This window comes from Shinella sp. WSJ-2 (genome assembly GCF_003432075.1).
Lineage (GTDB): Bacteria > Pseudomonadota > Alphaproteobacteria > Rhizobiales > Rhizobiaceae > Shinella.
Genome location: NZ_QWBU01000005.1, coordinates 232,359 through 252,538 on the forward strand (window position 1 = coordinate 232,359; position 20,180 = coordinate 252,538).

Below are 20,180 nucleotides of genomic sequence, written 5' to 3' on the forward strand. Positions count from 1 at the left end.
TATAGGCGCTCACGGCCCGTCCGTCAAATCCACCGCTTGCGCGATGCCCAAAAGCGTGGGAGCACTTCCACGGGAGGAACCATCATGACATCCGTTACCCTCATCGCCTTCGCCGCGGTCGCCTTCATCGGTATTGCCACCCCTGGCCCAACCGTGCTTCTTGCACTGACCAACGGCTCGCGCTACGGCATCCGCCGCGCGCTTCCCGGCATGGTCGGCGCCGTGCTGTCGGATTTCGTGCTGATCGGCGCGGTGGCGCTTGGCCTCGGCGCGCTGCTGGCGGCTTCGGAATTCTGGTTCTCCGTCGTCAAATGGCTGGGTGCGGCCTATCTCGCCTTTCTCGGTGTGCAGATGCTGCGCTCCAACGGCTCGCTCGGCAAGGCGCTCGACGCGTCAAGCCCGAGCATTGGCGCGCCGAAAGCCATCTTCGCAAAGAGCTTCCTCGTCGCCGTCACCAATCCGAAGGGTTACCTCTTCTTCTCGGCCTTCCTGCCGCAGTTCATCAACCCCGCCATGCCGCAGGCCGAGCAATATATGCTGCTCGCCCTCGTCTTCGCGGTGATCGATTTCACGGTCATGTTCGGTTATACAGCCCTCGGCTCGCAGGCCGTGCGGATGCTGGGGACATCGGGTGCCATCTGGCTCGACCGGGTCTGCGGCGGTGCGCTTCTGGCGCTGGCGGGCTCGCTCGCCTTCTATCGCCGCGCGGCAAGTTGAAGCCCGCTCCAATGGAGCGGGCTCCGCCGTCATTCTGAACAGCGACAACGTCTGGTATCAGGCAGCCTTGCGGACATCCGAGGCAAGACGCCGGCCGCTGGCGACCAGCATGCCGGCCGCACCCGAGAGCCAGCCGTCCTGCAGTTCCAGCGCCAGGAAGCGGCGGCGCTCGAACGGGCCGGGCATGACGAGGTGCTGCGCCTTGTCGGCGAAGAAGCCAAAGCGCTCGTAATATTCCGGGTCGCCGACCAGCAGCACGGCACCGTGATCACGATCGCGCGCCTCGATGATGGCTGCCCGCATCAGTGCACCGCCAATACCCTTGCCCTCATGCTGGCAATCGACGGCGAGCGGGCCGAGCAGCAGTGCGGAAACGGCATTGCCGTCGGAATCGACGCCGGCTTCGACATTCCACAGCCGCACCGTGCCGATGACATGGCCGTCCGGATCCCGCGCAACCAGCGCCAGGCCTTCGGCCGGCAGACGGCCGCGGCGGATCTTTTCCGACGACTTGCGGAAACGGGCCTCGCCCATCACGCGGTCGAGCAGGCGCTCGCGCGCGACGATATCGCCGGCGTTTTCCTGGTCGATGGTGAAGGCGGCATGCGCGAAGAACGCGCGGACAGAATCAAGAACAGTGGCCATCCATGGGCCTCCCGAACTCAAAACCGATTCAAACGGTGTCTGGCAGGAATTGTGAATTTGGCGCTCCCGCTCGAAACGGGAGCGCCTGTAGACTTAGATGACGTAGGCCTTGAGCGGCTCGAAGCCGTTGAAGGCGACGGCCGAATAGGTCGTCGTGTAAGCGCCGGTGCCTTCGATCAGAACCTCGTCGCCGATCGAAAGCGAGACCGGCAGCGGGTACATGTTCTTCTCGTACATCACGTCGGCCGAATCGCAGGTCGGGCCGGCGAGCACGCAGGGCTCCATCGCGTCGGCATCGCGCGCCGTGCGGATCGGGTAGCGGATCGCCTCGTCCATGGTTTCGGCGAGACCGCCGAACTTGCCGATGTCGAGGAAGACCCAGCGATGGTTGTCGTTGTCGGACTTCTTCGAGACGAGAACGACTTCCGCCTTGATGACACCCGCATTGCCGACCATGCCGCGGCCCGGCTCGATGATGGTTTCCGGGATCTGGTTGCCGAAGTGCTTCTTCAGCGCGCCGAAGATCGCCTTGCCATAGGCTTCCGCCGAGGGCACGTCGCGCAGGTACTTCGTCGGGAAGCCGCCGCCCATATTGACCATCTTGAGCTCGATGCCCTGCTTCTTCAGCTGCACGAAGACGCGCTTGGCATCGGCAAGCGCCGAATCCCAGGCGTCGACCTTCGTCATCTGCGAGCCGACATGGAACGACACGCCATAGGAGACGAGACCGTTCTGGTGGGCATAGACGAGTACGTCGACGGCCATCTGCGGCACGCAGCCGAACTTGCGCGACAGCGGCCATTCGGCCCCTTCGCCGTCCGTCAGGACGCGGCAGAACACGCGCGCACCGGGAGCGGCACGGCCGATCTTTTCGACTTCCTCATGGCTGTCGACGGCGAAGAGCGAGACGCCGAGCGCATGCGCCTTGGCAACGTCGCGTTCCTTCTTGATCGTGTTGCCGAAGGAAATGCGCGACGGGGTCGCGCCGGCATCGAGCGCCATTTCGATTTCTGCGACGGACGCGCAATCGAAGTTGGAACCCATGGAGGCGAGCAGGCGCAGCACTTCCGGGGCCGGATTGGCCTTGACGGCATAGTAGATCGAGCTGTCGGGCAGCGCGTGGCGGAATGCCTTGAAATTGTCGCGCACGACATCGAGATCGACCACGAGGCATGGGCCGTCGGGACGTCGGGTGTTCAGGAAGTCGATAATACGTGCAGAAGCCATCTCGGTATTCCCCATATCCAGATTGCTCCGGGAGCAATCCCAGAGGACAAAGGGCAGATGCGGGCATGCGATGGAACCAGCCGGTGGAGACCCCGGAACCAAGCATGCGCATCATGCGCGAACGATGAACCGAAGCCTGCCTAGGCTTCAATTCGCTTTGTCTGCCATTGATTGGTGGGAGAACCCGACCGCACGTCCGGCAATGAAGGTGTGCCTCTTCAGTAACCCCGGCTGTTGGAAAGCCGGCAGACACCAGAAAGGCCCGCACCGTCGTTGCTTCAAGATGTCCTCGCTCTTCCGGTTGGCCGGAGAAACGACTGGAGGGGTTAATTCCAGGTACCTTACCGAATTCCTCACCAAATCGAGGGTCGGCGGACACCCACAGGCACGTGCGACTTTGGGCAACGGTGAGATAAGAAGAATCGCTGTCGTAATCAAGAGGTTTTTTGCGGCCTCCTATTGAAAATATTCTCCAAGCTACGACATTCGCGGAACTGGTTTTCGTTGCATTTCTTTATGCGCCCGGCCGTCAGGCCGCCGGGCATGCGCCGCACCCCCTGAAAACAGGCACGCGCGGCGCATCATTCAAGTGGGGACACATGGATACATTGACCCGAATCCGGGCCTTCATCGACGTCGTCGATGCCGAAGGCTTTTCCGCAGCATCGCGCAAGACCGGGCGATCGAAGGCGCTTCTGTCCAAATATGTGCGCGAACTCGAAGACGAACTTGGCGCGCTGTTGCTCAACCGCACCACCCGCCAGTTCTCGATGACCGAACCCGGCCACACCTATTACCGCACCGCCTCCGACATCCTGAAGGAAATCGACAACCTCGCCGATCTCGTGCGCGAGAAGAACACCGACCTGCGCGGCAAGCTGAAGGTCTCTGCCCCGCGCACCTTCGTCGATGCCGATATCGGGCAATCGCTCATCGATTTCGGCAAGGAGCATCCGGAACTCTCGCTGGAAATCGTCTCCGACGACCGCTTCGTCGATCTCGTCGAGGAAGGCTTCGACGTCGCCGTGCGCATCACGCGGCTTGAGGATTCGGCGCTGATCGCCCGCAAGATCGGCGATTTTTACCTGAAGATGTGCGTCAGCCAGGAGTTTCTCGACCGGGTCGGCCCGATCAACCACCCGAGCGATCTCGCCCGCCTGCCGTGCATCATCGACACCAACGGCAAGTCGCACAGCAACTGGCGCTTCATCGACGAGAAGGGCGCCGGCTTTTCCGTTCCCGTCAGCGGCCATATCGAGGTGAACAGCCCGACGGCGGCCGTGCGCGCGGCGGCAAGCGGCCTCGGCGTCGCTTCGGTCCCGGCCTTCATCGCCCGTTCCTGCCTCGATTCCGGCCGCATCGTCTCGATTCTCGAGGATTATCTACCGACCGACCGCGGCATCTACGCGATCTATCCGCACCGCCGCTACCTTCCGGCAAAGGTGCGCACCTTCGTCGATTTCCTGCATGCCTGGTTCCGCCGCAATCCGGGTATCGAAGCCTGACAATCGCGGAGAGCGGTTGCGTTTGGAATTGTCTTCAAAAGTCCCAATTCCGACCCATTTTGGCTCCATTCAGACGATCGATTCCGACGCCCGCTTCCGCGCTGCAAGAGGCTTGAAACTGATGCGATTCCTTCCTCTTCTCGCCGCGGGCACTGCCCTTCTCACCCCGGCGGCGGCACTCGCCCATCCGCATATCTTCGCGGAGGCGCGGCTGGAAGTGGTGGCCGGCGATGACGGCATGATCAGCGAATTGCGCAATGTCTGGCGCTTCGACGAAATGTTTTCCGCAAGCGTCGTGATGGACTTCGACAAGAACAGCAATTCTCAGCTCGATCCGGATGAACTCGCCGAAGTCGGCAAGACGGTGCTCGAGTCGCTGGAGGAGTTCAGCTACTACACGACGATCACCGAGGACGGCCGGACCATCAAGGTCGCCAAGCCCGACGTGATCAATGTCGATTACAAGGACGGTCAGCTCCTGATGTTCTTCACCGTTAAACCCGGTGAGGCCATGCCGCTCAAGGGCAAGCTGACCTTCGGCGTCTATGATCCGACCATGTATGCCTCGATGGATTTTTCGTCAGATGACGACCTCGTCGCGGTGGGTGACAAGTTCGCCGCCTGCAAACACGCTGTCGTGCGGCCCGACGCCGACGAGGTGCTGGCGCAGAACCAGGACAAGCTGACCGACGCCTTCTTCAACGATCCGACCGGCACCGACATGACCAAACTCTTCGCCACCCGCCTGGAAGTCACATGCTGAGCCGCGGCCGCACCCTCACCCTCCTCACGCTGACCGTCGCCGTCATCGCGACCGCCGGTCTCGCGCATGCCGCCTCCCCACTCGGCATCGGCTCGGCGGAACCCGGTTTCAACACGACCGGCACCTTCGGCAGCCTGTTCAGCTGGATCAACGCTCAGCAGCAGGGCTTTTACCGCCTGATGACGGGTGCGCTGAAAGACATGCGGGAAAACCCGTGGGCCGCCTCGACGCTGGTCGGCCTCTCCTTCGCCTATGGCGTCTTCCACGCCGCCGGCCCCGGCCACGGCAAGGCTGTCATCTCCTCCTACATGCTGGCAAACGAGGTGGAGCTGAAGCGCGGCGTGCTCCTGTCCTTCCTGTCTTCCATCCTGCAGGGCGTTGTCGCCATCCTGCTGGTCGGCGCCGCCTATCTCTTCCTGCGCGGCACCACGGTCTCGATGACGGATGCCACCCGCGCGCTCGAAACCGGCAGCTATGCTCTCATCGCGCTCTTCGGCGCCTGGCTTCTGTTCAAGAAGCTGCGGCCAGCTGAACGCCGTGTCTCGGCCCTTGGCGCGCAGGCCGTCGAGGTGCACAGCGCGCACGACCACCATCGCCACCACGACCATGGCCACCATCACCATCTTCATCACGCGGGGGAGATCTGCTCGACCTGCGGCCACGCGCATGCACCGGACCCGTCTCTGCTGAAGGGCGAGCGCTTTGCGCTGCGCGAGGCCTGGTCTGCCATCGTCGCCGTCGGGCTTCGCCCCTGCTCCGGCGCGCTGATCGTGCTGAGCTTCGCGCTGCTCAACGGCCTCTACTTCGGTGGTGTGCTGTCGGTACTCGCCATGTCGATCGGGACGGCGATCACCGTCTCGACGCTCGCCACGCTGGCCGTTACCGCCAAGGGCGCGGCGTTGCGCTTCGCTGGCAACGGGTCGGCCGCCGCGCGCATCGGCACCGCCATCGAGATCGGCGGCGCACTCATGGTGATGATCCTGGGACTATTGCTGCTCGGCGCGTCCTTGCAGGCTTAATTCCCGCGATTGCGCTGATAGCGGGCACGCAGCCAGAAGAGCAGGAAGAAGCCGAGCACCAGCAGAGCGCCGAAGGCGCCGGCAAGCCATGGCGAAAAGCCGCCGATGGCGATCATTACCCGCGGCAAGAAATAGAACACCACGCCCGTGCCGATGAGGATGACGAGCGCTGCAAGCGCGGCGGATTTCCCCTTGCCGTCCTCGCTCATGCCGCATCCGCCTTGGCGATCTCAGCGCGGATGTCTTCCAGCCTGCGCTTCTGCTGACCGTCCGCGTCGAAATTATCCGGCGACAGCCAGGCATCGAAAGCCTTCGCGATGACCGGCCATTCGCCGTCTATGATCGAGAACCAGGCCGTATCGCGGTTCTCACCTTTCGACAGCATGTGCTGACGGAAGACGCCTTCGAAGCTGAAGCCGAGGCGGGTAGCGGTGCGCTTGCTCGCCGCGTTGTCGTTGTTGCACTTCCACTCGTAGCGGCGATAGCCGAGGTCCTCGAACATGTGCTTGGCGAGCAGATATTGCGCCTCGGTGGACAACGGCGAGCGCGACATGCCGCCGCCATGAGCGATGCCGCCGATCTCGACGACGCCGTTTGCCGGGTCCGGCCGCATGTAATGCGCCATGCCGACAGGCTTGCCGCTCGCCTTGTCGACGATCACTTCCCGCACCCAGCCGGATTTGATGACCGATCCCGACCAGGCATCGAAATCCTCGATGCCGGTGAAATCGGGCTGGGCGAAATAGCGCAGCAGCGGATTGATCTGCATACCGCCGAAGGCATCCCAAAGGGCCTGAAGGTGCTTTTCGCGGTCATAGGGCTCGATGCGCACATAATTGCCCTCGAGCGTCACGGGCGCCGGCGGCGGGCAACCCTTCCAATCCTTGAGATTGCGCATGAAAATCCTCCTTCGGTCTTGCCGAAGGGATAGAACAGCGGGCGGCGCGAAGCAATGTGGAAAGCAGGGAGCGGCGTTCGGCCGCTCCCGAAACGTCGCGTCAGGCGGCGACGGTCGCGGCCGATACAGTCGCCTCGATATGATCGACCAGCGCATCGGCAAGGCCGAGGCGGCCGGCGAGCAGGTCGAGATAGCCGCGCTCGGCGCGGGTCTTCGGCTCGATTGCAAGACGCGAGGCGGTATAGAGTTCGACGCGCTGCTCCTCGGTCGTAGCGGCCGCGACGATGGCGTCGAGGTCGATCGGGTGGGCCAGCTCGTCCTCGAGGAATTTCGCGGCATCCTCCCCCAGACCCGAGACCTTGAGCTTGTCCATGATACGGGTCCGCTCGGCATCGTCGATGTGACCATCGGCGCGCGAGGCAGCGATCATGGCGCGCACGAGGATGAGCGCGAAGTCGGTGCTGACGGCCTCGGGATGAAAGCCGGAATCGGTCGGCGGCGGCAGAAGCTCGGGCGTGCCGGCCTGCGCGGTCTCGACCGGGTTCTGACCGGCCTTGTAGTTCTTGTAGGCCTGATAACCCAAGCCGGCGATGGCGGCGAGGCTGCCGAGCTTCAGCGCCGAGCCCGCGACCTTGCGGCCGCTGTCCGTGCCCAGCAGCACGCCGGCAATGGCGATGGAAGCGAGCGGATTGTCCTTGGCGAGCTGGGTGACCTGCCCGGCGCGGTCGCGCACGGTTCCTCCGGCGCCGGGCACCTGCGAACCGAGGAACTGGTCAAGCAACTTCTTGGCGTCAAACATGGGGAGCGTCTCCGTTTCTCTCGTCACGTCGTAGGGCCGACTGCAAGGGCAAGATAGGAAGGCGCGCGCCCGATTACAAACGCATAACGGGCGACCGGTGGCCGCCCGCTAGCAAATCCATTGGACCTTGTTCAGCCCTTGAGTGCGGCGGCTTCGGCGGCAAGCTTCTCGATGCCCGCCCAGTCGCCCTTGGCGACGAGGTCCTTCGGCGCGACCCAGGAACCGCCGACGCAGACGACGTTCGGCAGCGAGAGGTAATCGCGGGCATTCGACAGCGAGATGCCGCCTGTCGGGCAGAACAGCGTGCCGGCGAGCGGCGAAGACAGCGACTTCAGATAGGCGGCGCCGCCAGCCTGTTCGGCCGGGAAGAACTTCAGCACCTGGTAACCCTCTTCGCGCAGGCCCATGACTTCGCTCGCGGTGGCCGCACCGGGCAGCAACGGGATTTCGCTGTCGGCGGCCGCGTCGATCAGTTCCTGCGTCGTGCCGGGACTGACGATAAACTGCGAACCGGCCTCGACGGCGGCTTCGAACTGCGCGGCATTGAGGATCGTGCCGGCACCGGCGACGGCGCCCTCGACCTCGTTGGCGACCGCGCGGATCGCTTCGAGAGCGGCCGGTGTGCGCAGCGTAATTTCGATCGCCTTGAGGCCGCCTGCGACGAGTGCGCGCGCCAGCGGCACGGCCGTCTTGAGGTCGTCGATGACCAGCACCGGCACCACCGGCTGCAACTTCAGGACGGAAAGGAGCTTGGTGTTCTTCTCGCTCATGGCGCGGCCCTTTAAAACGATTGAATTTTGCTCGACATAGCGCGTCTGCGACCTCGTGTCGAGCCTTAAGCCTGATTCATGGACTTGTCATGACACACGTATCGTGTAGTCTTCGCTCGCCCAAGCCCATCTCAGAGACAGCGAAAGCGTGCCTATGGCGAAAGAGATCGAGCGGAAGTTCCTGGTGTCGGGCCAAAGATGGCGCACCTTCGCAAACGAAGGCGTCGCCATAAGGCAAGCCTATATCGTGGCCCAGGACGACCGGTCGCTGCGCGTTCGCATCTATAGCGATGGGCGTGCCCGCCTCACCATCAAGGTCGGCCATACTGCCCTCGTCCGCGACGAATATGAAGTCGAGATCAGCCGCGGCGAGGCCGAAGACATGCTGCGTCATGCCGTCGGCACCATCATCGAAAAGGTGCGCTACAAGGTGCCGCATGATGGCTATGTGTGGGAAGTCGATGTCTACAGCGGCGCCCATCGCGGCCTTGTCATCGCCGAGGTGGAACTCTCCTCCATCCACGACGACCCGCAGCTGCCGAACTGGGTCGGCCGTGAAGTGACGGGGGAAAGCCAGTATTCCAACCAGTCCATGGCGCTTGGCAACAGCGACGGCGCGCGGCTCCACCAGCTGGCGTAGAGACGAGCGTGCTTTTGCGCCGCATTGCCTGAAAAGCGCGAAAGCTGTATGTGGCGACCCCATGACAGACATCGCACATGAAATTCCTTCGCCGTCGGCGAATGACGGCTTTCTGGTTGCCGCGCTCTACCATTTCGTCTCGGTTCCGCGTTTTGCGGACCTGCGCGACCCCTTGCAGGCGCTCTGTGAGGAAAACGGCGTGCGCGGCACGCTGCTGCTTGCCCATGAAGGCATAAACGGCACGATCGCCGGCCCCGCCGCCGGCATCCATACCGTCTTGTCCTTCCTGCGCAGCCAGCCGGAATTCACCGGGCTGGAGCACAAGGAAAGCCATGCCAGCGCCATGCCCTTCCTGCGCATGAAGGTGCGTCTCAAGAAGGAGATCGTCACGATGGGCGTCGAGGATATCGACCCGACGCGCTCCGTCGGCACCTATGTCGACCCGCAGGACTGGAATGCACTGATCTCCGATCCCGACACCATCGTCATCGACACGCGCAACGACTACGAGACGGCGATCGGCATCTTCAAAGGCGCGGTCGATCCGAATACCAAGACATTCCGCGAGTTTCCGGACTGGGTGCGCAACAATACCGGCCTGCACAACAAGCCGAAGATCGCGATGTACTGCACCGGCGGCATTCGTTGCGAGAAGGCGACGGCCTTCATGAAGCAGGAAGGCTTCGAGGAAGTCTACCACCTCAAGGGCGGCATCCTGAAGTACCTCGAGGAGGTGCCGCCGGAAGAAAGCCTCTGGGAAGGCGCCTGCTTCGTCTTCGACGAACGCGTCTCCGTTCTGCATGGCCTGGAAGAAGGCGATCTCAAGCTCTGCCGCGCCTGCCGACACCCGCTGACGGCAGAAGAGATCGCGTCTCCGCTCTACGAGGCCGGCGTGTCCTGTGCGCATTGCCACGGCACGCGCAGCGAAGAAGACCGCATGCGCTTTCGCCAGCGGCAGAAGCAGATGGATCTAGCCAAACAACGCGGCGAACGCCATCTCGGCAAATGATCAGCCGGCAATGCTCTGGGAAGTGGCCGGCGGGGTTATGAGGTCGCAGATCGCCTTTTCGCTCATCGGCCGGCCGTAGAAATAGCCCTGCAGCTGGTCGCAGCCGCAGAGATGCAGGAAGGCCGCCTGCTCGGCCGTCTCCACGCCCTCGGCCGTGACCGGCATGTCGAAGGATGCGGCCAGCGCCACCGTCGCCTGCAGCATCGCGCCGCCCTTGATCGATTGCTGCCCGGCCATGGTGAGCGAGCGGTCGATCTTCATGCGGTCGAAACCGAAGCGGATGAGATAGCCGATTGACGAGAAGCCGGCGCCGAAATCGTCAAGCGCAATGCGCACGCCGCCCGCCTTCAGCCGATCCATGACAAGCTTCGCCCGGCCGGGATTCTGGATGAAATAGCCCTCGGTTATTTCAAGCGTGATGCGCGCCGGCTCGATGCCGGCTTGCGTAATGATCGCCAGCGCCTGATCCGGGAAAAAGGGATTGCGGAACTGCGCCGGCGAGACGTTGACCGAAACGCCGAGATCCGGCCATTGCCGCGCCGCCTCGCAGGCCCGTTTCAGAATTAGCGGCCCGAGCGCGTCGATGATGCCCGTCGCCTCGGCCAGCGGAATGAAGACATCCGGCGGCACGGGCTGTCCGTCCCGCTTCCAGCGGGCCAGCGCCTCGACGCCGCAGATGTCACGTCCGCGGGCGCGCACGATGGGCTGATAGACGACATCGATCTCGCCGCGCCCGACCGCCGCCCTGAGAGCCTCTTCCATTTCGCGCCGCATATCGCGGTCGTCGTCCATCAGCGTTTCATAATACATGGCACGGCCGCGGCCGGCATGCTTGGCGCGGTACATGGCGACATCAGCGCGCCGCAACAGCTCTTCGCCAGCGACCACCCCCCGATGCGAAACCGCAATGCCGATGCTCGCCCCGACGATGGCGACGCGCTCGCCGATGGCGAAGGGTTCGGTGAAGAAATCGAGAAGTGCGCGGGTCAGCCGCTCCGTTTCCGCGCCGTCATCACCGGCAAGGAACACGATGGCGAATTCATCGCCGCCGATGCGGGCGAGCATGGCGTCTTCAGGCACGAGGCGGGTCAGGCCGGCGGAAACGCCACGAATGAGCCGGTCGCCGACCGCATGGCCATAGAAATCATTGACGTCCTTGAAACCGTCGAGGTCGAGATAGAGCATCAGCACATCGCGCGCTTCCGCAACGGCCCGCGCGTTCAACTCGTCGAGGCCGAGATAAAGGCCGGTGCGGTTGCGAAGCCCACTCAGCCGGTCGGTCAGCGCCTGCATACGCGCGCTGTTCTCATCCGCCTTGAGCCGGACGGCGAAGATAGCCCCCGTCAGCACGAGAAGAGCAAAAAAAACGACAACGCCGGCCAGCGCCAAAAGCACGAGCGGACGCACCTGATCATAGCTCTTGTCGCCCGGCGCTTCCGGTGTCCAGGAGAGATATCCGAGCGGCTTGCCATCGAGGCCGTTGAGCGCGACGGCATCGCCGGTTGCAGGCACGCTGTCCGTCAGGAGAAGACCGGACACGAGGAAATTGTCGGATATCTTCGAGATGCGGGCGGGCGTCAGGTGTCGAAGGATGAAAAGGATGCGCAGGCCGGCTTCCGGTGCCTTGACCGCATCGGAGGCGGGCCGGATGGCGGAAACGGCGGCGACAGCCGGGCCTTTCGATGTGCGCAGGAAGGCGCCGAGTTCCTTGCCCGGCATGAGCCCCGCTTCAACCACCTCCCGGCGCATCGTTTCGAAAGCCGTGCCGCCGAATGTCCTGGCATCCATCTCGAAGGGAGCGCCATTGCGATAGGCGAGCATCGTGCCGCCCTTCTCGTCGACGAGGAAGACGGTATCGAACAGCGGCCCGCCTTCGGTTGCGAGACCGAAATTGGTAACGAGCCACGGCATATCGGGCGTGCCGTAAACATTCTCGGCCGCATCGTCCCAGACCGAGTAGTCGCGCACCGTGGTGACGATGGAGCTGCGCATGGAGGAGAGTGCGCCGAACACGGTCTGGCGCGTGCGCTCCTCATCAAGCTCGTTTGCCCTGTTGGCGAGGAAACCAAGCGCCATCATGACAAGTACGGTTGCAAGGCTGACGACGATCGCGAACGAGCCAAGCACCCCGAGAACGACCGTAAGCCGCCGGGTCCCTAGCAATCCGGAAAGGTGGTGCGCAAGCCGCCGCATCAGGGTCTCCAACCGGGAGAGATGATGCGGAAGAAGCGTTATGAATCCTTTACGTTCACAACATCAATATCAGTAATTTCTGATATCACGATCAGGCAGCCGGCTTGTGGTTGCCCTTCGGGAAATGACCGGCAAGCGCGCCGTACCATTGCCCGCTCTTCTTCACCGTGCGCACCTGTGTGTCGTAATCGACATGCACGATACCGAAGCGCATCCGGTAGCCTTCAGCCCATTCGAAATTGTCCATCAGGCTCCATGCGAAGTAACCGCGCATCGGATACCCCTCGCCGATCAAGTCCGCGGTAATGCCGAGGTGGTCGGCGATATAGTCGAGGCGCGGCTGGTCGTCGACCATGCCATTCTCCACGTCCATATTGTAGCAGGCGCCGTTTTCCGTGATGTAGCAATCGGGCAACGTGTAATCCGCGTTGAGCTTGCGGATGAGATCGCCGAGCGCCGGCGCAAAAACCTCCCAGCCGATATCGGTCTTGATCTCGGACACCGGCGGGGCCGGCACGGTGGCGGGAAACTCCGCGCCTTCGGCGGGATCGTCTGCAACGCGCATCGGCGTGTAGTAATTGAGGCCCCACCAGTCGAGCGGCTGAGCAATGGTCTCCATATCGCCCGGCTCGATTTCCGGCATGCGATGGCCGAGCGCCGAGAGGAAGCGTTCCGGATATTCGCCCTTGAAGACAGGGCCGAAGAAGACGCCGTTGTGGAAATCATGGGCGCGCGCCGCGGCATCCCGGTCGGGCAGGCTGTCGCTGCCGGCGTAGACGGAGTGGGCGTTCAGCACGAGGCCGACGGGAAGCTTCGGCTGTTCGGCACGGATCGCCGAGACACCGAGACCATGCGCCAGATTGGTGAAATGCAGCGCATGAAGGGCTGCATCCATATTGCACTCACCCGGCGCATGAATGCCGTAGAGGTGGCTCAGCCAGACGGAGCACCATGGCTCGTTGAAGGTCGCCACCGCATCCAGCCTGTCGCCGATGCGGGCGATGACCGTCTTCGCGTAACGCTGGAAGGCATAGGCCGTCTGCCGCGCCGTCCAGCCGCCGTCGCCGGCCAGCATCAGTGGGAGGTCCCAATGGTAAAGCGTCGCAAACGCCTTGATGCCGCGGGCCTTCAGGCCATCCACCAGCCGGTCGTAGAAATCGAGACCCTTCTCGTTCACCGCGCCCGTGCCCTCGGGAATGATGCGCGGCCAGGCGATGGAAAACCGATAGGCTTCCACGCCGAGCGACTGGATCAGATCGAGATCCTGCTCCAGCCGGTTGTAGTGATCGCAGGCGACATCGCCGTTGTGGCGGCCGTAGACCCGGCCCGGCATGTTGGAGAAAGCATCCCATATCGAGGCTTTGCGGCCATCCAGCTTCGATGCCCCTTCGATCTGGAAAGCGGCGGTTGCCACGCCGAACACGAAATCGCCGGGAAAACGGTCGGCAAGAGCCTTGGGGTCGATCATGGTATCTCTCGGAGTCTTGAAATCTGCAACGTTGCAGTAACGCTGTTTTGCTGAAAGTCAATGCGTCCGTGGCGCGCGGCGACGCCCACGCGGCGGTTTTTTCCCGCCACTCCGGTCTCTCTGCGATGGTGGGGTTGGCGGATCCGCGCGGAGGGTAAAATACGGCGCGGTTTCTAGGGTAACAAGGGGTGCGGCGCGGTCCCCACCTTGGTGAGTAGGCTGTAGAACGCAGGGCCATCAACCTGTCGTAGAATGAGAGGCATTGCCGTGCCCCCGGATGCGGCGGCAGACCGCCGCACCGCGAGGGTGGATGGCCTATACCTTGACCCAGGCCCCATTCTTCTTTGAAGACTGCACGCAGGCATCGACGAAGAGCATGCCTTTGAGCCCGTCATCCACTGTCGGATAGGTGACGGCGGGATCGACTTTCGCGCCGTTGCGCTTGGCATAGATCGCGCGGGCGGCTTCCGAATAGATATTGGCGAAGCCTTCGAGATAGCCTTCCGGATGGCCCGAGGGCACGCGGCTCATACGGGCGGCAGCGGCACCGGAGCCGGCACCGTTGCGAGTGATCAGGCGCTTCGGCTCGCCAAAGGGCGTGTACCAGAGATAGTTCGGATCGGCCTGCACCCATTCGAGACCGCCTTTGGTGCCATAGACGCGCACCTTGAGACCATTTTCATGGCCGGGCGCGACCTGGCTGCACCAGAGCATGCCTTTGGCGCGCGCGCCGTCCTTCTCCTTGAAACGCATCATGACATGGGCGTTGTCATCAAGCTTGCGACCCGGCACAAAGCTGTCGAGATCGGCGGACAGCTCTTCCAGCTCCAGGCCGGAGACGAAGCAGCCGAGATTATAGGCATGGGTGCCGATATCGCCGGTGGAGCCGCCGGCACCGGACTTGGTGGGGTCGGTGCGCCAGGCGGCCTGCTTCTGGCCGCTGCTCTCGATGTCCTCGGTCAGCCAATCCTGCGGATATTCCATCTGCACCAGCCGGATCGAGCCGAGTTCCCCATTGGCCACCATCTCGCGCGCCTGCCGAACCATTGGATAGCCGGTGTAATTGTGCGTGAGAACGAAGAGCGCATCGCTTTCCTCGGCGAGCTTCTTCAGCTTGCGCGCATCCGGCAAAGTCGAGGTCAGCGGCTTGTCGCAGATGACATGGATGCCGCGCTTCAGGAATTCCTTCGCGGCCTCGTAATGCACGTGGTTCGGCGTGACGATCGCCACGGCCTCGATGCCATTCTTCAGCTTGGCCTCGCGGATCGCCATTTCCTTGAAGCTGCCGTAGCTGCGCGACGGGTCGAGCCCCAGTTCGCGCGCCGACTGCTCGGCCTTTTCCGGTGAGGACGACAGCGCGCCGGCGACCAGCTCATAGTGGTCGTCGAGCCGGGCCGCGATGCGGTGCACCGCGCCGATAAAGGCGCCCGAGCCGCCGCCGACCATGCCGAGCCGGATGCGGGGCTGCCGCGTTTCGCTTGCGCTTCCTTCGATTGCCATGCGGTGTTCCTCCTTAAAGTCCGAGCATGCGCCGGTTCGCGGCCTGATCGGTGCCGCCGTCTGCGAAATCGTCGAATGCCTTTTCGGTCACGCGGATGATGTGGGCCTTCACGAATTCCGCCCCTTCACGCGCACCGTCCTCCGGATGCTTCAGCGCGCATTCCCATTCGACCACGGCCCAGCCGGCAAAATCGTTCGCGGCCATCTTGGAGAAGACGGCGCCGAAATCGACTTGGCCATCGCCGAGCGAGCGGAAGCGGCCGGCCCGGTTCACCCAGCCCTGATAGCCGCCATAGACGCCCTGCCGGCCCGTCGGATTGAACTCGGCATCCTTCACATGGAACATGCGGATGCGGTCCTTGTAGATGTCGATATTGTCGAGATAGTCGAGGCACTGCAGGATGTAGTGCGAGGGATCGTAGAGCATGCAGGCGCGGGCGTGGTTGCCGGTGCGCTCCAGGAACATCTCGTAGGTGATACCGTCGTGCAGGTCTTCGCCCGGATGGATCTCGTAGCAGACATCGACGCCGCAATCCTCCGCGTGGTCGAGGATCGGCTTCCAGCGTTTCGCCAGTTCGTCGAAGGCGGTCTCGACCAGGCCGGCAGGGCGCTGCGGCCAGGGATAGACGAAGGGCCAGGCGAGCGCGCCGGAGAAGCTGGCCATGGCGTCGAGGCCCAGATGCTTCGAGGCGGTCAGCGCGAGCTTCACCTGCTCGACCGCCCATTCCTGCCGTGCCTTGGGATTGCCACGCACTTCCGGCGCCGCAAAGCCGTCGAAGGCTTCGTCATAGGCGGGAGGCACGGCAACGAGCTGGCCCTGAAGATGGGTCGAAAGTTCCGTGACCTCGACGCCGTTCTCGCGCGCCTTGCCGGCAAATTCATCGCAATAGTCCTTGGACGACGCTGCCTTCTTCAGGTCGATGAAGCGGCCGTCCCAGCTTGGAACCTGTACGCCCTTATAGCCGATATCGGCGGCCCATTTGGTAATCGAATCCCAGGAGTTGAACGGCGCGGCATCGCCCGCGAACTGCGCAAGAAACAGGGCCGGGCCCTTGATCGTCTTCATATCTGCGTCCTCCCAGGAACTCGGCCGATCCTCGCGGCCTGTCTCAGAAATTTTTGCGGTACGTACCACAGCGCGTGGAAAGCTATCGGCCTTTGGCGGATCGGGCAATGTGAAAGTGCGGATGAGACCCACGAAAAGGCGAAAGAAAAGCCGCCCGGATCATCATGTCCCGGGCGGCCTTCATGTCGTCAGATCAGAACGGGGAGTCCGGGAAGTAGAAGTCCTTCGCGTTGTCCTTCGTGACGAGCGTCGCGTCGATCGTGTAGACGCCGCGAACCGGGACCTGGCCGTAGAAATTGGCGGCGGTCATTTCGAGCGCGGTGCCAACCATTGCCGGCGGATAGAGCACGTCGACCGGGATCATCTTGTCGCCGTCCATGACCTTCTTGATCATGTCCTTCGAACCGGCACCGGCGATGACGTACTGGATGTCCTTGCGACCGGCCTGCTCGATGGCCTGAAGAACGCCGACAGCCATGTCGTCGTCCTGGCACCATACGACGTCGATCTTCTGGTACTTGGTCAGGTAGTCCTGCATGACCTTGAAGGCATCGTCGCGATTCCAGTTGCCGTACTGGCGATCGAGAACCTTGACGTTGGAGCCTTCGATGCCCTTGTCGAAACCATCCTGGCGCTGCTGGTCGATCGGGATCGCCATGCCTCTGATAACGACGACTTCGGCGTCCGGCGTCGTGGTCTTGATGTATTCGCCCGCCGTCTGGCCAAGCGCGAAGTTGTTGCCGGCGACATAGAGGTCACGCACGGAATTGTCGTTGGTGCTCGGCGCACGGTCGACGAGCGCGACGAAGGTGCCCTTGCCCTTGACTTCCTTGATGGCGTTGACCAGCGGATCCGGATCGGTCGGCAGGATGACGAGCGCGTCGATGCCCTGCGTTTCAAGGTCCTGGACGGCATTTGCCTGGCTTGCCGGATCCGGCGAGGTCTTCACGATGACGTTGAGGCCCGGATTGCGCTCCATGAGGAGCTTGGCGACACGCTCGGCGTGATAGACGACGCCGGAGGTCCAGCCATGGTCGGCGGCCGGAATGGAGACGCCGATCGTCACCTTCTTGTCTTCCGCATGAACGGCACCGGCGATCAGCGCCATCGCCGCAACGGTCAGGCCCAAAAGTTTCTTGCGCATGAGTTTCCTCCCAAAAGCAGGTCTTCGTTCTTCACCGGGGACCTGTGGACCCGGCTACCTCCCCGCAGGCCCGGCCGCTTTGCGCGTGCCGGCCCTGCCTGGTCTCACGACTTCCGTACCAGCGAGCGCTGGACGAGCATCGCAATGATGATGATCGCGCCCTGGATGGCCCCGATCAGATATTCACTGATGAAGTTGGAGAGCAGCATGATGTTGCCGACCAGTTCGAGAATGAAGGCGCCGCAGATCGTGCCCCAGACGCGCCCTGCCCCGCCCTTCAGCGCCGTGCCGCCGACGACGACGGCCGTGATCGCCTGCAGCTCCCAAAGGATGCCCGTGGTGGCGGAGGTGGAGCCGAGACGCGGCACATAGAGCAGCACGGCAATCGCCACGCAGAGCCCCTGGATGACGAAGGCGATGGTGCGCACGCGGTTGACCGGGATGCCGGAATAGCGCGCGACATCCGCATTCGAGCCGACGGCGACGACATGGCGGCCATAGCGCGTGCGATAAAGGATGAAGGCGGCAATCGCGGTGACGACGAGGATGACGACGATCGGCACCGGCACGCCGAGGATGTAGCCGAAATAGGCCGGGCGATAGAGCGCCTGCAATTCCGGCTCGCGCAACGTGATCGCGCCGCCCTGCGACAGCCAAGTGGTGAGGCCGCGATAGATGCCCATCGTGCCGAGCGTGGCAATGAACGGCTCGATCCTCCCGACAGTGGTGATGAGGCCATTGGCGAGGCCACAGGCCGCGCCGATGACCATGGTCAGCACGACGGCGGCCGCCAGCATCAGGCCCGGATCGGCAATCGCGCCGGAATTCATGAAGATGATCATGATCGAGGCGACGAAGGCGACCATCGAGCCCACCGAGAGGTCGAGGTCGCCGGACGAGATGACGAAGGTGGCGCCGACGGCGATGATCGCGATAAAGGCGCTGCGGGTCGCGACGTTCGCCAGGTTGTTGAGGCCGATGAAATTCGGATTGACCAGCGCACCGACGATGAGCAGCAGCGCCAGCGCCGCAAAGGGCGCCACGGCTCTCAGATCAACATCCCGCCAGCTTCGGCTGCGCGCCTTTGTTTCAACCGTATCTTCGCCTGCGGTCATGTTCGTCCCCAACCCAAAATCGTTGTTGTTTCGCAGCCGGCTGACGCTCAGGCGGCGGTCTTCTTCTTCAACCCTGCCGAATAGCGCATGATCTCCTGCTCGGAGATTTCCTCGCCTTCGAGAATGCCGACGATCCGCCCCTCGCGCATGACGGCGACGCGGGTGCACAACCCGATGATCTCCGGCATCTCCGAGGAGACGACGATGATCGACTTGCCGTCGCGGGCGAGTGCGGAAATGAAATGGTAGATCTGCTGCTTGGTGCCGACATCGATGCCGCGTGTCGGCTCGTCGATGATGATGACGTCGGGCTCGGTCTCCATGACCTTGGCGAGCAGCAGTTTCTGCTGGTTGCCGCCCGACATGCGGCCGGCGACAACACGCCCGTCGCGCACGCGGATATCGAAGCGGCGGCGCGCGCGCTCCAGCGCCGCGGCCTCGCTCTTCGGGCTGAGATAACCAAATTTGCCATGCTGATCGAGCGATTGCAGCGTCAGGTTCGCCGTCATGCGCGAGTTGAGCAGCAGGCCCTTATGTTTGCGGTCCTTGGTCATATAGGCGATGCCGACGCGGTTGGCGGCATGCACATCGCCGGCCGGCACCCTTTCACCACGCACCGTGACCTCGCCTGAAACCCGCGACCGCAGGCCCGCGACCGCCTCCATCAGCTCCGTGCGGCCGGAGCCGATCAGCCCGGAAAAGCCAAGAATCTCGCCCTTGCGCACCTCGAAGCTCGCATCCTGTACATAATGCGTCGTCAGCCCGGAGACGGCGAGCGTCACTTCCTCGTCGACGCTCGGCTCCTGCTTGCCGGGATAGAGGCTGGAGAGCTCGCGACCGACCATCAGCTGCGCGATGGACTCGCCATCGAGAATGCTGGTCGGTGCCGTCTTAATCCATTGCCCGTCACGCAACACGGTGACGCGGTCGGTCAGCTCCATGACCTCGTCCAGCTTATGCGAGACGAAGACGAAGGAGGTGCCCTTTTCGCGCAGCTTGCGAACCTGCCGGAAGAGGTAGTTGGTCTCTTCACGGGAGAGCACGGCGGTCGGCTCGTCCATGAAGATGATGCGCGCATCGCGGCTGATGGCTTTCGCGATCTCCACCATCTGCTTGTCGGCGATGGAGAGCGAACTGATCATCGCATTTTCGTCAACATGCGAGCCGAGCTGGTCGAGCACGCGGCGCGTTTCAGCGCGCATGAACTTGCGGTCGAGCACGCCGAAACGCGTGACCTCGCGTCCGAGGAACAGGCTCTCGGTGACTGTCAGGTGTTCGGCGAGGTTGAATTCCTGGTGGATGATGACAATGCCGAGATGCTCGGCCTGGCCGTTCGGTGGCAGCTTAACGGACTGGCCGTCCAGCAGGATCTCGCCCGAGGTCGGTTGCTCGAAACCCGAGAGGATTTTTACCAGCGTCGACTTGCCCGCGCCATTCTCACCCATCAGCGCATGGACCTCACCGGCGCGAAGCTCGAAATTCACGCTGAACAGGACCTGCACGCCGTTGAACGACTTGCTGATACGGCGCGCAGAAAGAACGACGGGAGCCCCGTCGACAGCGTCCGGATTCATCGATTTCCTCCCTGCGGCTCCTCGACCACGTGAGCATGATGTAAACCTTTACACGATCTATGTAAAGGTTTACATCATGGGATATCAGGAATTTTCAGCAAGCGCCGTTTGACCACCGGTCCAGTCTG

The 20,180-nt window shown here is 63.0% G+C and carries 19 protein-coding genes; 6 read left to right on the forward strand and 13 right to left on the reverse strand.

The window, feature by feature from the left end; genetic code table 11:
- The first annotated feature begins 84 nt into the window (after positions 1 to 84).
- Positions 85 to 717 (forward strand): LysE family translocator, encoded by a 633-nt coding sequence (locus tag D0Y60_RS14255; RefSeq protein ID WP_117370616.1) that lies wholly within the window; start codon positions 85 to 87, stop codon positions 715 to 717.
- A 57-nt stretch (positions 718 to 774) separates the two neighbouring features.
- On the opposite strand, the gene D0Y60_RS14260 is transcribed toward D0Y60_RS14255, so the two are convergent.
- On the reverse strand, positions 775 to 1,362 hold the full coding sequence (locus D0Y60_RS14260) for an N-acetyltransferase (RefSeq protein WP_117370617.1): 588 nt from the start codon (positions 1,360 to 1,362) through the stop codon (positions 775 to 777).
- Positions 1,363 to 1,455: 93 nt separating this feature from the next.
- Entirely contained in the window at positions 1,456 to 2,589 is a 1,134-nt protein-coding gene (gene odc2, locus D0Y60_RS14265) for an ornithine/lysine decarboxylase (RefSeq protein ID WP_117370747.1), read from the reverse strand.
- Positions 2,590 to 3,188: 599 nt separating this feature from the next.
- Here odc2 and D0Y60_RS14270 point away from each other — a divergent pair.
- The 3 genes from D0Y60_RS14270 (at position 3,189) to D0Y60_RS14280 (ending at position 5,876) form a co-directional block, all read left to right on the forward strand.
- Positions 3,189 to 4,094, forward strand: coding sequence for a LysR family transcriptional regulator (locus D0Y60_RS14270; protein WP_117370618.1), 906 nt, complete (start codon positions 3,189 to 3,191; stop codon positions 4,092 to 4,094).
- A 121-nt stretch (positions 4,095 to 4,215) separates the two neighbouring features.
- The gene (locus D0Y60_RS14275) at positions 4,216 to 4,857 is read left to right on the forward strand and encodes a DUF1007 family protein (protein ID WP_117370619.1); all 642 of its coding nucleotides are present in this window, start codon (positions 4,216 to 4,218) and stop codon (positions 4,855 to 4,857) included.
- Positions 4,851 to 5,876 (forward strand): nickel/cobalt transporter, encoded by a 1,026-nt coding sequence (locus D0Y60_RS14280; protein WP_117370620.1) that lies wholly within the window; start codon positions 4,851 to 4,853, stop codon positions 5,874 to 5,876. Before D0Y60_RS14275 ends, D0Y60_RS14280 begins: the two co-directional genes overlap by 7 nt.
- Here the strand turns inward: D0Y60_RS14280 and D0Y60_RS14285 are convergent.
- From D0Y60_RS14285 to D0Y60_RS14300, 4 genes are all read right to left on the reverse strand, one after another.
- On the reverse strand, positions 5,873 to 6,085 hold the full coding sequence (locus tag D0Y60_RS14285; protein ID WP_117370621.1) for a hypothetical protein: 213 nt from the start codon (positions 6,083 to 6,085) through the stop codon (positions 5,873 to 5,875). The two genes, D0Y60_RS14280 and D0Y60_RS14285, sit on opposite strands and share 4 nt — an antisense overlap.
- Positions 6,082 to 6,774 carry a GNAT family protein gene (locus D0Y60_RS14290; RefSeq protein ID WP_117370622.1) on the reverse strand — a complete coding sequence of 231 codons (693 nt, stop codon included), beginning with the start codon at positions 6,772 to 6,774 and terminating at the stop codon, positions 6,082 to 6,084. The genes D0Y60_RS14285 and D0Y60_RS14290 overlap by 4 nt, the downstream gene beginning before the upstream one ends.
- A gap of 100 nt (positions 6,775 to 6,874) precedes the next feature.
- On the reverse strand, positions 6,875 to 7,573 hold the full coding sequence (locus D0Y60_RS14295) for a tellurite resistance TerB family protein (RefSeq protein WP_117370623.1): 699 nt from the start codon (positions 7,571 to 7,573) through the stop codon (positions 6,875 to 6,877).
- A gap of 131 nt (positions 7,574 to 7,704) precedes the next feature.
- Positions 7,705 to 8,343: a 2-dehydro-3-deoxy-phosphogluconate aldolase gene (locus D0Y60_RS14300; RefSeq protein WP_117370624.1), complete on the reverse strand. Its 639-nt coding sequence runs from the start codon at positions 8,341 to 8,343 to the stop codon at positions 7,705 to 7,707.
- Between the two features lie 154 nt (positions 8,344 to 8,497).
- Between D0Y60_RS14300 and D0Y60_RS14305 the strand changes: the two genes are divergently transcribed.
- Together D0Y60_RS14305 and D0Y60_RS14310 are read left to right on the forward strand one after the other, a co-directional pair.
- Positions 8,498 to 8,983, forward strand: a complete 486-nt coding sequence (locus D0Y60_RS14305) for a CYTH domain-containing protein (protein ID WP_117370625.1) — start codon at positions 8,498 to 8,500, stop codon at positions 8,981 to 8,983.
- 61 nt (positions 8,984 to 9,044) lie between these two features.
- A complete protein-coding gene (locus tag D0Y60_RS14310; protein WP_117370626.1) occupies positions 9,045 to 9,992 on the forward strand; it encodes a rhodanese-related sulfurtransferase in 948 nt (315 codons plus the stop codon).
- Here the strand turns inward: D0Y60_RS14310 and D0Y60_RS14315 are convergent, their stop codons facing one another.
- From D0Y60_RS14315 to D0Y60_RS14345, 7 genes are all read right to left on the reverse strand, one after another.
- Positions 9,993 to 12,185: a bifunctional diguanylate cyclase/phosphodiesterase gene (locus D0Y60_RS14315; protein WP_117370627.1), complete on the reverse strand. Its 2,193-nt coding sequence runs from the start codon at positions 12,183 to 12,185 to the stop codon at positions 9,993 to 9,995. It abuts the gene before it with no gap.
- Between the two features lie 91 nt (positions 12,186 to 12,276).
- Entirely contained in the window at positions 12,277 to 13,653 is a 1,377-nt protein-coding gene (locus D0Y60_RS14320; protein ID WP_117370628.1) for a GH1 family beta-glucosidase, read from the reverse strand.
- A gap of 315 nt (positions 13,654 to 13,968) precedes the next feature.
- Positions 13,969 to 15,153: a Gfo/Idh/MocA family oxidoreductase gene (locus D0Y60_RS14325; RefSeq protein ID WP_117370629.1), complete on the reverse strand. Its 1,185-nt coding sequence runs from the start codon at positions 15,151 to 15,153 to the stop codon at positions 13,969 to 13,971.
- A gap of 13 nt (positions 15,154 to 15,166) precedes the next feature.
- Entirely contained in the window at positions 15,167 to 16,219 is a 1,053-nt protein-coding gene (locus tag D0Y60_RS14330) for a sugar phosphate isomerase/epimerase (protein WP_117370630.1), read from the reverse strand.
- Between the two features lie 193 nt (positions 16,220 to 16,412).
- Positions 16,413 to 17,363, reverse strand: coding sequence for a substrate-binding domain-containing protein (locus D0Y60_RS14335; RefSeq protein WP_117370631.1), 951 nt, complete (start codon positions 17,361 to 17,363; stop codon positions 16,413 to 16,415).
- Between the two features lie 104 nt (positions 17,364 to 17,467).
- The gene (locus tag D0Y60_RS14340) at positions 17,468 to 18,478 is read right to left on the reverse strand and encodes an ABC transporter permease (RefSeq protein WP_117370632.1); all 1,011 of its coding nucleotides are present in this window, start codon (positions 18,476 to 18,478) and stop codon (positions 17,468 to 17,470) included.
- Positions 18,479 to 18,525: 47 nt separating this feature from the next.
- A complete protein-coding gene (locus D0Y60_RS14345) occupies positions 18,526 to 20,052 on the reverse strand; it encodes a sugar ABC transporter ATP-binding protein (protein ID WP_117370633.1) in 1,527 nt (508 codons plus the stop codon).
- Between the last annotated feature and the right edge of the window lie 128 nt (positions 20,053 to 20,180).